At 74.3% G+C, this 15,492-nt stretch carries 9 protein-coding genes; 4 read left to right on the top strand and 5 right to left on the bottom strand.

Features of this window, described 5'->3' with window-relative positions; genetic code table 11:
- Nucleotide 1 precedes the first annotated feature (1 nt).
- Nucleotides 2-1,549: an ABC transporter substrate-binding protein gene (locus AB0I11_RS04600; protein ID WP_357312970.1), complete on the bottom strand. Its 1,548-nt coding sequence runs from the start codon at nucleotides 1,547-1,549 to the stop codon at nucleotides 2-4.
- Nucleotides 1,550-1,715: 166 nt separating this feature from the next.
- Complete coding sequence (locus AB0I11_RS04595) at nucleotides 1,716-2,402, bottom strand: TMEM175 family protein (RefSeq protein ID WP_357312964.1); 687 nt, start codon at nucleotides 2,400-2,402, stop codon at nucleotides 1,716-1,718.
- 235 nt (nucleotides 2,403-2,637) lie between these two features.
- On the opposite strand from AB0I11_RS04595, the gene AB0I11_RS04590 reads away from it, so the two are divergent.
- Together AB0I11_RS04590 and AB0I11_RS04585 are read left to right on the top strand one after the other, a co-directional pair.
- Nucleotides 2,638-3,003 carry a hypothetical protein gene (locus AB0I11_RS04590; RefSeq protein ID WP_357312959.1) on the top strand — a complete coding sequence of 122 codons (366 nt, stop codon included), beginning with the start codon at nucleotides 2,638-2,640 and terminating at the stop codon, nucleotides 3,001-3,003.
- A 19-nt stretch (nucleotides 3,004-3,022) separates the two neighbouring features.
- Nucleotides 3,023-3,475 carry a DUF2690 domain-containing protein gene (locus tag AB0I11_RS04585; protein ID WP_357312954.1) on the top strand — a complete coding sequence of 151 codons (453 nt, stop codon included), beginning with the start codon at nucleotides 3,023-3,025 and terminating at the stop codon, nucleotides 3,473-3,475.
- Between the two features lie 106 nt (nucleotides 3,476-3,581).
- On the opposite strand, the gene AB0I11_RS04580 is transcribed toward AB0I11_RS04585, so the two are convergent.
- The 3 genes from AB0I11_RS04580 to AB0I11_RS04570 are packed head-to-tail and all read right to left on the bottom strand — an operon-like array spanning nucleotide 3,582 to nucleotide 11,859.
- Entirely contained in the window at nucleotides 3,582-7,286 is a 3,705-nt protein-coding gene (locus AB0I11_RS04580) for an SGNH/GDSL hydrolase family protein (protein ID WP_357312951.1), read from the bottom strand.
- Between the two features lie 17 nt (nucleotides 7,287-7,303).
- Nucleotides 7,304-10,267, bottom strand: coding sequence for a hypothetical protein (locus AB0I11_RS04575; protein ID WP_357312948.1), 2,964 nt, complete (start codon nucleotides 10,265-10,267; stop codon nucleotides 7,304-7,306).
- Nucleotides 10,268-10,281: 14 nt separating this feature from the next.
- On the bottom strand, nucleotides 10,282-11,859 hold the full coding sequence (locus AB0I11_RS04570) for a hypothetical protein (RefSeq protein ID WP_357312943.1): 1,578 nt from the start codon (nucleotides 11,857-11,859) through the stop codon (nucleotides 10,282-10,284).
- A gap of 235 nt (nucleotides 11,860-12,094) precedes the next feature.
- On the opposite strand from AB0I11_RS04570, the gene AB0I11_RS04565 reads away from it, so the two are divergent.
- Both AB0I11_RS04565 and AB0I11_RS04560 read left to right on the top strand, forming a co-directional pair.
- On the top strand, nucleotides 12,095-12,937 hold the full coding sequence (locus AB0I11_RS04565) for a BTAD domain-containing putative transcriptional regulator (protein WP_357312939.1): 843 nt from the start codon (nucleotides 12,095-12,097) through the stop codon (nucleotides 12,935-12,937).
- An 81-nt stretch (nucleotides 12,938-13,018) separates the two neighbouring features.
- Nucleotides 13,019-15,487, top strand: a complete 2,469-nt coding sequence (locus tag AB0I11_RS04560; RefSeq protein ID WP_357312935.1) for a tetratricopeptide repeat protein — start codon at nucleotides 13,019-13,021, stop codon at nucleotides 15,485-15,487.
- Nucleotides 15,488-15,492 lie beyond the last annotated feature (5 nt).

Below are 15,492 nucleotides of genomic sequence, written 5' to 3'. Positions count from 1 at the left end.
TTCAGGCCACCAGGTAGGCGTCCGTGGCGACGACGCAGCCCAGCGGCACGGTGGTCAGGCCGGTCAGCTTGGCGCTGCGGACGTGGTACTGCGGGGCGACGGCGGTCACGTGGCTGAACGCGCTGTCGAGCAGGTATTCGGACAGGTCGGCCAGCGCCTTCGGCCGGGCGGCGTCGTCGGCCTGCTGCAGCCCGGCCTTCAGGGTGTCGTAACGGGGCTCGGCGAACCGGGAGGGATTGCCGGTCCGCAGCGACGGCATGGCGTCGACGATGGTCGCGGCAGAGAAGCCGACCATGCCGTGCAGCAGGAGGAACGCCGGGCCGAGGGTGCCGGCGACCTGCCGGGCGTCGTACTCGGCGGTGTCCAGCGCGACGGCCTCGGGCGCCAGGCCGATCTGCTCCAGGTTGTAGCGCACCACCTCGAAGAGGCTCTTCATGGTGGGCAGGTTGGCGAACGCGATCGGCACCCGGGCGCCCGTGGCGCCGGCCCGCGCGATCAGCCCCTTGGCCTTGTCGAGGTCGAGGCGGTAGTGGTCGGACAGGCTCTTGGGGTAGCTGCTCTCGTTCGGGCTCCACCACAGGTCGGTGACGAGCGCGTCGTCGCCGAAGACCTGGCTCTTGATCCGCTCCCGGTCCAGCGCGTAGCCGACCGCCTGCCGGACCTCCTTGCGGTCGAACGGCGCCGCGGCGACGTTGAGCCCGAGCGGGTAGAACACGCCGCCGGCGTTCTCCAGCGCGAAGGCCCGGTCGGACCGCAGGGCCGCGATGTCGACGCTGGTCAGCCCGTTGGCCAGGTGGGCCCGGCCACCGCGCAGCGCCGCCTGCAACGCGGTCGGGTCGGTGATCACCGAGACCTCGACCTTGTCGAAGTACGGCCGGTCCGGCACCCGGTACGCCGGGTTGCGCTCCAGGGTGATGCCGGCCTTGGGGCGCCACTGCTTCCACACGAACGGCCCGGTGCCGATCACCGCGCTCCCGTCCCCGATCCGGGGGAAGGTGTCCCGGTCCACGATCGGCGTCAGGTGCAGCAGGTCGAACAGGCTGTCGCTGGGCTTGTCCATGCTGACGGTCACCTGGTGCGGCCCGGTCGCCGCGACGCGCAGCCGGAGCGCCACGGCCCGCAGCTGCGACGCGTTCCTGGCGTCCTTGACCTGCTCGAGGGAGTAGACGGCGTCCTCGGCGGTCATCCGCCGGCCGCTGTGGAAGGTGACGTCGTCGCGCAGCTCGATCACGAGCTTGGTGCGGGCGGCGTTGAAGGTCCAGCTCCTGGCCAGCACGGGCTGCGGCCGGCGCTGGTCGTCCAGCTCGGCCAGCGGCTCGAAGACCAGCCGCCGCCACATCCAGTTGCCCGCCCGGTTGGCCAGGACGGCACCGGGCTGGGCGTCCGCGCTGGCGGCGAGCTGCAGGGTGCCGCCGCGCACCGGTCCGGCCGCCGCCCCGGAGGTGGCGTCGTCGACAGCCGCGCGGCAGCCGGTCAGGGCGACGAAGGCGGTGGAGACGCTACCGGCAAGCACGGCCCGGCGGGAGAGGAAGGGGGACGAAGAAGACATGTGGGGGCATCCCTTCGAGGCGCGGGACGACGCCGGACCGGCGTCGCGAGGGGACGCTAGCAGCGCCACCAGCGCTTTGACTAGATGCTGCCGTGATTGATTTTCGTCGCCACGCAATCTTCCGGGAATTTTCAACAATGCCGCGAACGGCAGGCCGCACCCCCGGTCAGCCGCGGCGGCGGGGCCCCCGGCGGAGCAGTCCGGCGTGAACGCCTTCGCTGGTGACGCCGTGATAGATGATCATCAAAATGACGCCGATCAGCCCGAAGAGCGGGTGCACGAGCCAGCCGAGCAGCCCGGTCAGCCCGAAGAGCACGAGGCCGGTGATCGGGCGCACCTCCTGCACCCGGACCTGGTCCTGGCTGACGTGGCTCGCGCGCAGCGCCGGATGGCGGCGCAGGTAACCGAAGAACACCAACCACGGCGCGGACATCAGCGCCGCCGCGAAGGCGTACAGGACCACCGCCACCCGCAGGTCGTGGGTGTCGCCCTCGGTGAGCGCCGCGGCCAGGACCGCGGTGGGGAACGGGATGCTGACCACCCCGAAGAGGATGGCGAGGTTGATCCAGTTGAGCGCGAGATTGGTGCCGCGGACCAGCCGGAGCAGCGCGTGGTGATTGAGCCAGAGGACACCGACGTAGATGAACGACACGACGAATGCCAGGAAGGACGGCGCCTCCGAGCGGAGTGCCGCACCCAGCCCGCCCTCGTGGAAGTCCGGCACCCGCAGGTCCAGCACCAGCAGCGTGATGACGATCGCGAAGACGGCGTCGCAGAACGCGGCCAGCCGGCCGGTGTCGGCGAGCCCGGCACCAGGGTCGCTCGGCTCAACCTCCTGGTGAGCTGCGGACATTGCCGCAGGCTAACAGCCGCGCACCGAGGGTGAGCCCGATCGGCCGGCACCCGGCGGACGAGGATCCGGCCGACGAGGTGCGGGGCCGTGCCGCCGCGGCGCCGCCGCCCGGACCGGTCCGCGGACGACCGCCGGCGGGCATCCGAACGGCACCGCACCCGGCCCGGCCGGTGGGTCGCCGGTGGCGGCCGTCGATACAACGGTCCGGACCGCCCCGACCGAAGGAGTTGCGTAGATGCGTCGTCCCCTCCTCCTCGCCGGCGTCGCCGCTGGCGCCGCCGGCGCGCTGGCGCTGCCGGCACCCGCGCTGGCCGCCTACGACTCGGCCCACTGCTACAACATCAACAGCACCGGCTGCACCACCAGGAGCATCCCGGCGGAGACGCCCGGCCACTGGCTGAACTACAGCGTCGACGCCGGCCCGATCTGCTCGGCCGACTGGAAGGTCGTGGACGCCGGCAACGGGGTGACCGTCGGCAACGGCCACGTCAGCCGCAACGGCCACGCCGGCAGCTGGATCGGCGGCCTGTACGGCTCCTACTACCTGCGGATCTACAACAGCTGCCCGGGCAGCGAGGGCACCATCTCCAACTTCGACTGACCACGGAACGGAGATCCACATGCGTCATGCCAGCCTCCGGCGGCTCACCGCCGCCCTGTTCGCGACCGCCGCCCTCGTGCTCGCCAACGCCGCCCCGGCCGCGGCGGCCACCAGCGGTTGCGGGTGGAGCTGCGAGGGCAAGGACCCGGCGACCTTCCGGGTCTGGAACAGTTCGACCTCGTACTTCTACTGCGCCGACGACAAGCAGACGGTGGCGTGGGCCACCACCGGCCGTCCCAACGACTACACCGTGCAGCTGCGCTACAGCGCTCGCTGCCGGACGGTGTGGGCGCTCTCGGGCTCCGAGGTCCACTTCTGGGTGGAGCGGCAGAGCCCGTACGGGTACGCCGACGCCTACCCGGTGACCGGCGGCGGCGATGTCCGCACGGTCATGCTGAACGACGCCGGCTACGTGAGCCGCGCCTGCTACGACTACCCGGCGGGCGGCGTCATCTGCTCGGCTTGGTACTGACCTCGACCGACGCTGGTGGCGCTCCCGTCCGGGGGCGCCACCAGCGTCGTTCTTTGGGCCGGACGGCCGGGGGCGCACGGTTCGCCGTACGCCCCCGGCCGCTTCGTCAGCCGCCGGCCAGGGTGGTGTTGACCAGGTCGGCGTAGCCGACGTGTCCGCCGTTGTTGGGATGGAAGCTGCCGCTCTGGTCGCTCGGCACGATCCCGTTGATCCACTGCACCTCGCCCACCTCGCACACCGCGTGACCGGTGAACGCGAGGGTGGGATCGGCGAAGGTGATGTCGACCCCCGGGTAGTCGGTGCGGGTGACCTGCACGGCCAGCGCGATGCTCTGGGTGAGCCGGTCGGCGATGCCGTTCATCCAGGCCTGCACCTCGGGCAGCAGGCCGTGGCAGAGCACCGGCGACCAGTTGCGGAACAGCCGCGGGTAGCCGACCACGACGATCTTCGCGTGCGGCGCCCGGACGTGGATCTGCTCGTAGACGCTGACCAGGTGGCTCTGCAGCCGGTCCACCAGGTACGGCTCGTACCGGATCAGCGGCTGCGGATCCTTCACGTTGGTCTTCGGGTCGGCGTCGCCCCACGAGCGGGTGAGCACGTAGTCCTCGGCCACACAGTTCACCGACGTCTTGATGCAGGCGCTGAGGATGTCGCCGAAGTCGACGTCGTTGCCGCCGATGCTGACCGTCACCAGTGTGGTGTCCTCGTCCAGCCAGCCGGAGTCGTCGATCTGGTTGACCTCCCCGTAGTGGTAGTTGTTCGGCCAGCCCCAGATGGTGTTGTCGGTGTTCCCGACGGTCACCGCGGCCTGGGTCAGGTCGACCGACTGCGCGCCGCTACAGGCCAGGAAGTGGAAGTCGGCCGCGTTCGCGGCGGCCTCCGTCGCGATGCTCTGGGCGTGCCCGGGCAGTTTCACCATGCTCGGGTACGCCTTCGTCAGCGACCGGTGGCACTTGTTGCGCGGGTCGCGGACGGTGTCCTCCTCGTAGCCGGGATTCCCCTCCCCGGACGAGTAGGAGTCGCCGAGGGCCACGTACCGGGCGGCGGGCCGGGTGGACGGGATGAAGGCGATCGCGTCGAACGCCACGTCACCGCCGTCCACCTTGCTCGCCGCCACGTGCGAGCTGGCGTTGCTCAGGCTCACCGAGGCGCCCGCGGCGAGGTCGAAGGTGCCCAGGTCGACCCAGTTGTTCTGCCACCAGTACTGGTTGACCATCCGGTGCCGCACCTGCCCGTTGCCCAGCCTGATCAGGTAGTCGGCCTGCTCGGTGGTGCCGCCGCTGAGCGGCACGTGCACCTTGATCCGGGTCCAGCCGGTCCGCGACGCCGGCGGGGTCCAGGTGCCGGTCACCGTGGTGTTCGTGGCGGTGTGCGCGAACCACAGGTGCCCGCCGAAGCCGGCGCTCAGCTGATGGAAGTCGATCTTGCCCGGATAGTGGATGCAGTTGCTGGTGCAACCCCCTGTGGTGGTGTACGGGAAGTTCAGCGCGAACGACCCGCTGTCGGTCCAACTCTTGCCGCAGGGCAGCGGGCTGCCGACGGTGACGTCGTCGACGATCGCGGTGCCCGCGGGGAAGCCGCTGGTGCCGCAGTCCACCGGGTAGACGTTCGGCGCGGACGGCTCCGGGTCGCCCGCGACGTACTTGAGCACCTCGATGCCGCACGGGCTGGCCTCCCCCTCGGCGGGCGTGCACGAGGCGAACTGCCAGGGCACGTGCCACCAGCAGTGCAGGTTGGCCAGCAGGCACCGGCCCGCCCCGCCCTTGCCGTTGACGTCGGTGGCGGCGCCCGGCTGGCACTGGTTGATCTGCGGGTCGCAGAACTCGCCGACGTGCGCGGGCAGGTGCGGCTCCCCGGCCGACCGGGTGTACGCGGGCCGCCACTCGCCCGCCGCGTAGTTGTAGCGGCCCACCGGCGTGTACGCCCAGCCCATCACCTTCTCCTGGTAGGGCCAGCGGTTGGGGTGCTTGGTGTGCTCGTCGTTGTTGCCGTCGAAGGTGCCCCGGTCCACCGGGTAGTTCGGGTTGGCCGGGTTGTTCGCCCAGCCGAGCCCCCAGTAGCCCGCGCTGTCCGTGCAGGACGGCGACGGGGTGCAGCCGGTCGTGTTGCCGTTGGCCCCGTTCGGCTGGACGCCGGTGTTGTACGCCCACGCCGCGAAGTACCAGTTCTCGAGGTACCGGGGATCGCCGCCGTTGGCCACGATGCCGGCGGTCTTCAGCTGGTTCCACTTGTCGATCAGCATGTTCAGCGAGGCCGCGACGTTGGACGCGTAGTCGGTGGCGATCGCCTTCTGCTGCACGGGCGTGAACAGGCTGGCGCCGTCGGCCAGCGCCATGCCCGAGGTGACCTGCCCGACCCCGTACCCGCAGTCCGGGTTGCTCCAGCTGGAGTGGTCCCCCCAGCCGTAGAAGCCGCCCTGGTTGAAGTTGCCGTTCTGCCCGTCCACCGCGTGCGGGCTGGCGTGCATGGTGTTGGACTCCTGGGCGAGCGTGCCGAGCAGCACCTGGGCCGGCACCTGACCGCCGCCGACCAGCGCGCGCCGGGGGAAGAGCACCTGCGGTTGCCAGGCGTTCGGCATCCCCGAGTTCTTCCAGTTCGCCGGCCGGTTGATCAGCAGCTTGCCGGCGACGGCCAGGTCGGCGGCCCACTCGACCTGCGCGGCGGTGGCCTGGAACGCCTGGATCTGCGGATCGTTGCGGGGCACCGAACAGGAGCGGTCCGGGTCCCAGGGCACGGTGGCCGGGTCGGTGGCGAGCAGCTTCGGCGCCCCGCCGGCGACCGCTGCGAGGGCCGGGGACGGCGCGGCGCCCTCGGCCGGGCGCGGCGCCTCCGGGCGTACGCCGGAGCGGTCGGTGACGCCGGTGGCGGTCCGCGTCGCCGCGACGTCGATCCGGTCCCGGCTGCGCAGCACGGCGTCGGTCACGACCAGCGCCCCGGTGCTGGACGGTTCCGCGTCGACCGGGCCGGGCACGGCGGTCACGCCGACGCCGTGGATCCGGGACCGGGCCGGCCCGGTCACGAAGACCCGGCCGGCGCTGGCGTGCAGCCGTACCTCGCCGAGCGGTGCGGAGCCCAGCGCGGTGGAGCGCCGACCGGTCCAGCGCCGCACCTGCGCGGTGCCCTGCGCGCCGGCCACCTCGTAGACCAGGCCGCCGCCGCGCTCCGGGTGCAGCCGGAACGGCTGTCCGGCGGCGCGTTCGAGCACCCGGACGGCCCCGCCGGGACCGACGGCGACCAGGTCGTCGCCGGAGACGGCGGCGATCCGCCCGGCGTACGGGACGGCCGAGGTGACCTGGCCGGGCACGGTGACCCGCATGGTGGACCGGCCGGTCGCCGCGTCGAGCACGGAGATCGCGGTGCTGGTGCCGGAGGTGGCGACGGTGGCCTCCTCCCCCGCGCCGCAGCCCGGGTTGAAGTAGGCCAGCGACGAGCGCTCGGCGAGCTTGCGGACCGCGCCGCTGCCGAGGTCGACCACGGCGACGAAGCCGCCGGCGTCGCGGCCCCGGTCGGTGTTGGTGAACTCCCGGGGCGCGTACACCACGACCGCGCGTCGGCCGGAGGCGGTCACGCAGGCGTCGCCGATCCACGCGGTGGTGTCGAACCCGGGCTCGCGCAGCGTGGCGGCGGTCCGCCAGGCGTACCCGTCGGACTGGTCGGCCACCAGGATGTGCAGGCCGTCCTTGTCGCCGGCGGTGGTGACGGCCCGGTCGGTCGGGCCCTGGGCCCGGGGCGGCGCCGCCGCCGCGGGTGGCGCGGCGGCCAGCCCGGCCAGCAGGCCGAGCAGGCTCACCGCGGTGAGCGTTCTTCTCACAGTCGTGTCCCCTTTGGTCAACCGCGGACGAAGGCCATGGCGTCGTAGCCGACGCTGGCCTCGGTGGAGTCGGAGAGGGTGTTGTCGAGGCGTACGGTGAGGCCGGCGGCCGTCTGGAAGCGGCCGAGGTTCACCCACCTGCCGGCGAAGGTGCTCTGGTCGACGGTGACCAGCCGGATCCGGTTGTCCACCGAGCGGATCTGGTAGACGGCGTTGCGGGTCTTGGCGCCGTGCGGCGGCACGTAGGCGTAGACGGTGAGCTGTCCGGTCCACTCGACGGGGGTGCGCCAGGTGCCGACGACCCGGAACTGGTCGCCGCCGCGAGCCCGGGCGAACCACATGTGGCCGCCGTAGCCGCTGTCGAGCTGATGGAAGTCGATCTTGGAGGTGTACTCGCCGGCGGCGACGCCGCTGAACTCCAGCCCGAAGCTGCCACCGGTGCTGCTGGCGTACGGGCAGCGGGGGGTCACCGTGCCGGCCGGCAGGTCGTCCACGATCACCGCGCCGGCCGGCAGCGAGCTGGTCGTGCACTGCGGCGGCCAGTGCGTGCCGTCGGTCGGCTCGGTGTAGCCGACGCTCAGGTCGTACCGGATGCCCTCGTAGCCGCAGGAGTCCGGGCAGTCGGTCTTCCACTGGACCGGCGCGTGGTACCAGCACTTCAGGTCGTACTGTCCGTAGATGTTGCGGTGCAGGCAGGGGCCGGGCTTCTCCCCCTCCAGGCCCGGCTCGTCCGGCTGCACCCGCGCGCCGGGCGAGCAGGAGTTGGTGGCGTCGCAGAACAGCTCCGGCCGCGGCCGGAACCCGACGCCGGGCACCTCGGCGAAGCCGGACGCCGCGCTGCGCCGGAGCCGCGAGGTGAGCGTGTCGCCGTTCCAGTACGCGATGCGGTAGCCCGCCCCGTCGTCGCCGGTGTCGATGGAGGCCGCCGCCCAGCCGATCACCTTTTCCTGGTACGGCCAGTCCTGCGGGTGCGCCGCGTCGGTGAACACCGGCACGTTGTCGTCGGTCTTGCGGGGATCCTTGACGTCCAGGAACGGGTGCCGGGTGGGGTCGTACCGCGGGTTGGCGGGGTTGTTGCCCCAGCCCACCCCCCACGACGAGCCGTCGTGCAGGTCCGGGTGGAACCCCGAGTTGTACGCCCACACCGCGAAGAACCAGTTCTCGATCCGGGTCGGGTCGCCGTTGTGCACCACCAGCCCGGCCGACATCGTCTCGTTCCACTTGTCCTGCAGGATCTGCAGTCCGGCGGCGATGTTCGCCGCGTAGTCGAGCGCGATGGCGCGCTGCTCCGTCGGCTGGCGGATGTGCTCGCCCGGCTTCGGGTGGGCGGCGGCGCGCATGCCGTCGGTGACCTGCCCGATGCCGTACCCGCAGTCGGCGTCCGCCCAGTTGATCCGCCAGTCGTCGGCGGTGTTGGCGTCGTAGTAGTGCCGGCCGTAGTAGTTGCCGATCAGCGGGTTGCCGTACTCCCCCGAGTCGGCCTGGGAGGCCTGCCACAGGTTCGACTCCTGGGTCAGGATGCCGAGCATGATCTGCGCCGCCACGTGGTCCCGGCCCGGCACGGCGCCGACCAGGTCCCGCGGCGGGAACATGGCCTGCGGCGCGTACGCGGGCAGGCCGAACTTGCGGTAACCGGCCGGCCGGAGCTGGGTCAGCCCCTTGAAGACGGCGTAGTCGACGGCCCACTCGACCTGGCGCGGCCGGGGCTGGTAGGCCATCGTGCCGGTCTGGTTGCGCGGGATCGAGCAGTAGCCCTCCGGATCGGACGGATCGGTCGACGACCCGGCGGCCAGCGCCGCCGTCGTGGTCGCGGCCGCGGCGGCGGCCGGCGCCGCCTTCGTGGTCCCGGCGGCGGCCGGCGCCGCCGGCGCGGTCACGGCCGGGGCGGTGGGCACCCGGAACGCGGCGGTCCGGCCGGTCGCCGTGGCGCGGCCCGCCAGGCGTACCCCGGCGGTCCCGTCCCGGGCCGTCCCGGACGGCAGTGCCTCGGCGGCGGTCAGCTGCGGCTCGACCGCGAGCTGCCCGCCGGTGGACAGGTCCGCGCGCGGGTCGGCGGCCACCCGGGACAGCCGGGCCGGCAGCACCGCCACGCTCGCCGGCGCGCCGGTCAGGAACACCCGGCCCGCCGAGCCGCGGGCCAGGCCGAACGCGCCGAAGCCGCCCTGCGCGAGCAGGGTGTCCCGGCCGCCGGCGACCCGCCGCGCGGCCATCCCGCTCGCCGTCCGGGCCAGGTAGCTGACCCCGCCGTCACCGTCGACGGTCAACCCGAACGGCACGCCGGCCGCGCCGGTCAGCGCGGTGGCCCGCCCGGTGGCGGAGACCCGGATCAGGCCACGGCCGCGGGCGGCCGTGAAGCCGTCCCCGGTCGGCACCGCCGAGGTCACCTGCCCGGTGAGGCGCACCGGCGGGGCGGCCCGGCCGGTGCCGGCGTCCACCCGGACCAGGCGGGTGCCGGGCCGTTGCTCGTCGCCCTCCTGGGTGAGGGCGGCGGTCTCGCCGGCCCCGCAACCCGGGTTGAAGTAGGCCAGGCTGCTGGTCACCGGCAGCCGTCGCACCGCGCCGGTGTCGAGGTCGACCACGGCGGTGAAGCCACCCCGGGCGCCGAGTTGCTCGTGGTTGGTGAAGGTACGGGGCGCGTAGACCGCCACGACACGCCGGCCGGACCCGGTGAGGCAGGCGTTGCCCACCCACCGGTCGGTCTCGAAGCCCGGTTCGGCGAGGGTGGCGGCGGTGCGCCAGGCGTACCCGTCGCGCGCGTCGGCGACCAGGATGTGCAGACCGGCGGCGTCGCCCGTGGTGGTCCACGCGCGGTCGGTCGAGCCGCGCCAGCCGCGGCCGAGGACGGCGTCGCGGTCGCCGGCCGCGATCGAGGCGCCGACGGTCGCCGGAGCCCGGTCCTGTGCCCGGGCCAGCTGCGGTGCGACGAGGGCGGTGGCGAGGACGGCGAGCGCGAGGGTTCGCCGCAGGGTCGTGCTGAGCATGCTGTTCACCGCCTTCACGGGGTGTCGTTGAACTTGGTGACGAGTTCGAGCCAGGTGCCGAAGGAGTTCTCGAAGCCGCGCAGCATCGGCATGACGTCCCCGACGTCGACGAACTGGACGTTCTCCAGGCCGTCGTCCTGGGGGAACTCCATCCGCATGACGAGGCCGCGGATGGTGACGCCGGTGGTCGTGCCGCCGTCCACGGTGAACACCGTCGCGCCCACGTCGCCCGGGCCCTGGTACGGCAGGCAGCCCACGTCCTCGGGGGCGGGGCTGATCGTGCAGGTGGTGCCGTCGCGCAGCGTGTACCAGGAGTGCTCGGCCAGCAGCACCCGGGTCAGGCCGCTCAGCACGGTCGAACCGCCGGTGGAGTTCGGCGTCCAGCCCGAGCGGTTGCCCAGCGTGTCGCTCACCTCCGCGCCGCACGCCAGGCCGGTCTGTGCCCCCGTGACGCAGACGTGCTGGCCGGCCACCAGCGGGGCGGCCCGCTCGATCGACCAGCCGGTGTCGCTCCACGAGCCACCGGTGTAGAGGAACGGCTCGGCGCCGCCGATCGGCCGGGTCAGCATGACCCCCGGCACGGCGCTCACCAGGGTGTTGTCGCCGGCCAGCACGTCGTTGACGGCCACCCCGTTCGGCTTCACGAACAGGTCCCGCGGCTTGCCGCAGGAGGCCGGGACCAGCAGGTACTCGACGGCGGTGAGCGGATTGCGCACCGGAAAGCCCGACGTGCAGTGGTACGCGGTGTCGGCGTCGATCACCTTGCCCGCCGAGTCCCGGGTCTGCCAGCCCGAGTTCCCGCCGGCCGCGTTGCGGTTGATGAGGTGCGCGCCGCCCCACGCCGGCCGGGCGTCGTCCTGCCGGCTCGGCGAGGGCAGCGTCTCCGCGGCGGCGACCATCGTGGCCGGTGCCGTCGCCGACCCGGCCGACCTCGACCCGGCCGACTTCGACCCGGCCGACTTCGACGTGGCTGAGTTCGGCGGCCCGGCCGGCTTGGCGGCGGCCGGCTTCGGGGCGGCGGCGGCCCGGGTCAGCGTCACCTCGACGGGCAGCCGCGGCAGCCGGGCCCGGGTCGCCGCCGGGTCCGGGCTCGCCACCACCAGGGCCGTGCCGCTGACCGGGTAGCTGACCGTCGCGGTGCCGTCGGCGCGCGCCACGGTGGCCGCCGCCGACGCCAGCTCCGCGCGGGAGTACCGCGCGGCGCGGACGGTGACCCGCCCGGCCCGGACCGCCGCGATCTCCCGCCGCACCGCGCCGGGCGGTGCGCCCTTCCAGAAGACGTCCACCCCGTCGCCGGCGCCGGTCAGCGCGACGCCGGCGAAACCGGCGGCCGTGCCGTCGCCGGCCGCCCGCTGGATCCGCAGGGCGGCCTCGACCAGCGGCGCCTCCCGGCGCATCCGGGCCAGCTCCCGGGCGGGTATGCCGTTGACCGTGCCGCCCGGCCCGGCCGCCTCGACCGCGGCCACCGGCGCGGCCCGCGGTGCGGTTCCCGGTGCCGCCCGGCCCGGGGTGCCGGAGGCGCTGATCAGGCCGGGCAGGGCCAGGCCGAGCGCCACCAGGCCGGCGCGCACGCCGGTGCGTCCGGCGCTCACGGCCAGGTCTCGCGGCGTGTTGACAGGTCCAGCATGTCGATCTCCCCCTTGGTGTACCGGCCGATGTGGGCGGCCCCAGCCTGCGGACCCGGCACACCGCACGGGCATCGCCGACGGACCACGGTGGATCGCGGGGCCGGCCGAGGGATGCCAAGCCGATGCCAAGCGCGGCCCGGCAGCATCGGGCCCGGCGGCCGCCGCACCGGTCGCCACGGCCTTCACGAGGGGACACGACATGCACCACGCCATCCGCGTACGCCTGCTGGGACCGGTGACCGTGCACGGCCCGGACGGGCCGGTGCCCGTCGGCGGGCGGCGCGCCCAACGGCTGCTGGCCACGCTCGCGCTCGCGCCGGGCCACCCGGTCTCGGTGCCGGCCCTGATCGACGCGGCCTGGCCGGAATCGCCCCCGGCCACCTGCCGGGACCAGGTGAACAACTGCCTGGGCGGGATGCGCCGGCGGTTGGCCGGCGTGCTCGGCGAGGACCTGCTGCGCCGCACCTCCGGCGGGTTCGAGCTGGGGCTGGCCGCCGACCGCGTCGACGCACACCTGTTCCGCCGGGCGGTCGGCCGGGCCGACGCCGGCGCCGACGAGCCGGCGCTGGTGGCGCGGCTGCGCGGGGCGCTGGCGCTGTGGACCGGGGAGGCGCTGGAGGGCATCGCCGACGGCACGCTCGCCGTCGACGCGGCCCGGCTCAACGAGCTGCGGCTGGCCGGCTACGAGGAGCTGTTCGAGGCCGAACTGCGGCTGGGCGCCGGGGATCCCGCGCTGATCGCCGAGATCGCGGCGCTGGCCCGCCGGCACCCGCTGCGCGAGCGGCTCACCTGGCAGCTGATGCGCGCGCTGCACGCGGCGGACCGGTCCGCCGAGGCGCTCCGCGTCTACGACGAGCACCGCCGCTGCCTGCGCGAGGAGCTGCGGGTCGAGCCGGACCCGGCCGTGCGGGCGCTCGCCGCGCAGCTGCGCCTCGGCCGGACGGACCCGGCGCAGGCCCGGCCCGAGTCGCTCGGCGCGCTGCTGACCCGACTGTCGGACCTGGCCCGCGAGGCGGCGTGGCGGCTGGAGGCGGGCACCTGACGGGCGTACCGGCCGGCACCCACCGCCGCCGGTTGATCTCATCGGCAGCCCGCCGGACCGGCCGCGGACTAGCATGGCGACGTGACCGGTCAGCCAGTCAAGTCGTTGCTGGGCGAGTTGCGGCGAGTCGCCGGCCTGACCCAGGAGGAGCTGGCCGAACGGACCGGACTGACCGTCCGGGGCATCAGCAACATCGAGCGGGGCCGGGTGCCCCGGCCGCGCCGGCGTTCGGTGGAGGCGCTCGCCCTCGGCCTCGGCCTACGGGGCGACCAGGTCCACCGGTTCGTCCGGCACTACTGTCCCGACGCCGCCCGGCCGGCGTACCCCGCCGGCGCGGTGGTCGCCGTGCCGGCCCAGTTGCCGGCCGCCAGCACATCGTTCACCGGACGGCGGCGGGAACTCGGCCGGCTCGACGCGCTGGCCGCGCAACGCGGCCAGGGAGTCGTGGTCGCCGTCCTGGAGGGCATGGCCGGGGTGGGCAAGACCTCGCTGGCGCTGCACTGGGCGCAGCTGCACCGGGCGGACTTCCCGGACGGTCAGCTCTTCGCCAACCTGCGCGGCTACGGTCCCGGCGCGCCGGCCGAGCCGAGCGAGGTGCTGCACTCCTTCCTGCGGGCGCTCGGCGTGCCGGCGGCCGACGTGCCAGCCGAGCTGGACGAGCGCTCCGCCCTGCTGCGCAGCGTGCTGGCCACCCGCTCGGTGCTCCTGGCGCTGGACAACGCCCGCTCCGCGGAGCAGGTGCGCCCGCTGCTGCCCGGGCACCCGGGCTGCGTGGTGGTGGTGACCAGCCGCAGCATGCTGCACGGCCTGACCATCAGCAACGACGCGCACCGGGTGACCGTGCCGCTGCTCACCGACGTCGAGTCGCGGTCGCTGTTCGACCGGCTGGCGGGCGCCGACCGGCTCGGCACCGACGAGGCCGACGTCGCCGACGTCGTGTCGGCGTGCGGCGGGCTGCCGCTGGCGCTGCGCATCGTGGCCGAGCGGCTGGGCCAGGAACGGGAGCTGTCCGCGCTGGCGGCGGCGATGCGCTCCACGGGCGAGCGCCTCGACGCGTTGACCACCGAGGAGGAGAGCACCTCGCTGCCCGCCGTGCTCTCCTGGTCCTACCGCACCCTTCCCCCGGACGTGGCCGGGGCCTTCCGGCTGCTCGGGCTCCATCCCGGCCCGCACTGGGAGCCGGCGGCGGCGGCCGCGCTGCTGGGCACCGGCGTACCCGAGGCCCGCCGCCTGCTGCACGCGCTGGTCGACCACCACCTGCTCGAACGGCGGGCGGACGGCCGGTACGAATTCCACGACCTGGTCCGCGACTACGCCCGCGGCCTGGCCGGCGCCGGGCCCCCGGGGCGCTGGTGCGAGCCGGTCCGCCGGCTGGCCGAGCACTGCCTGGCCCGGGCGGTCGCCGCGGCGGAGCTGATCGCGCCGCCCGACCCCAACCGGCGCCCGCTGCTCACCCCGGTCGCCGCCGCCGGCGGCGCGGACGCCGGTCCCGAGGACGCCGCCACCTGGCTGGCCACCGAGCTGCCCACGCTGCTCGCGGTCGCCGAACAGTCCGCCGCCGCGAGCGCCGCCGGGGGCAGCTACGCGCGGGACCTGTCCACCGTGCTGTGGCAGGCGTTACGGGTGCACGGCCACTACAGCGCGCTGCGCACCCTGCACAGCCTGGCGCTGGCCGAGGCGCGGACCGCCGGCGACGCGGTCGGGCGGCAGCAGGCCCTGGTCGACCTCGCCACGGTCTGCGCCCGGCTCGGCCACTACGACGAGGCGGTGGAACAGCTCACCGAGTGCCTCACCGTGGCCGGGAACCCGGCGGTCACCGGACGTGCGTACAACACCCTCGGCGTGGTGCAGGCGCAGCTGGGCCGGTACGAGCCGGCGGCGCGTCACCTGCGGCGGGCCGTCGCCCTGGCCCGGGAGACGGGCGACGGCCTGAACGAGGGGCGGTCGCTGAGCAACCTGGGCTTCCTGCACGAACGCCAGGGCGAGCTGGACGCCGCGCTGCGCTGCTACGAGCAGTGCCTGACCATCGCCCGGGCGCACGGCGACCGACCCAGCGAGGCGATCGCCCTGCACAACCTCGGCGACGTGCACCGCGCCCTCGGCGACCACCGCGGCGCCCGCGAGCACCTGCACCGGTCGCTGCGCGTCAGCCGGTCCGTGGGGCACCGGGAGGCCGAGGGGTACGCGCTGGCCTACCTCGGGCTCGTGCACCTGCACCTCGGTGACCCGGAGACCGGCCGCCGCTACCAGGAGGCCGCGCTGGCGATCGCCGTCGAGACCGGCATCCGTCCCCTGGAGACGCTGACGAACAACGGTCTCGGCGACAGCGCCCGGGCCACCGGCGACCGGCCCGCGGCGCTCGCCTACTATCTGCGCGCCTGCGACCTGGCCCGGCGCACCCGGGAACCGCACGAGGAGGCCCGGGCGCTGGACGGGATCGCCGCGATTCACGACGACGCCGGCGACCGGGCCAAGGGCGCGCCGTACCGCCGGCACGCGCGGTCGCTCTACCAGGCCATGGGGGTGCCGGCCCACCCGGGCGGCCACTGACCGGA

Origin of the sequence: Micromonospora sp. NPDC050495 (genome assembly GCF_040655175.1) — a bacterium.
Classification (GTDB): Bacteria; Actinomycetota; Actinomycetes; order Mycobacteriales; family Micromonosporaceae; genus Micromonospora.
Note: the sequence above shows the minus strand (reverse complement) of the source record. Positions and strands in the feature narration are given on the sequence as shown.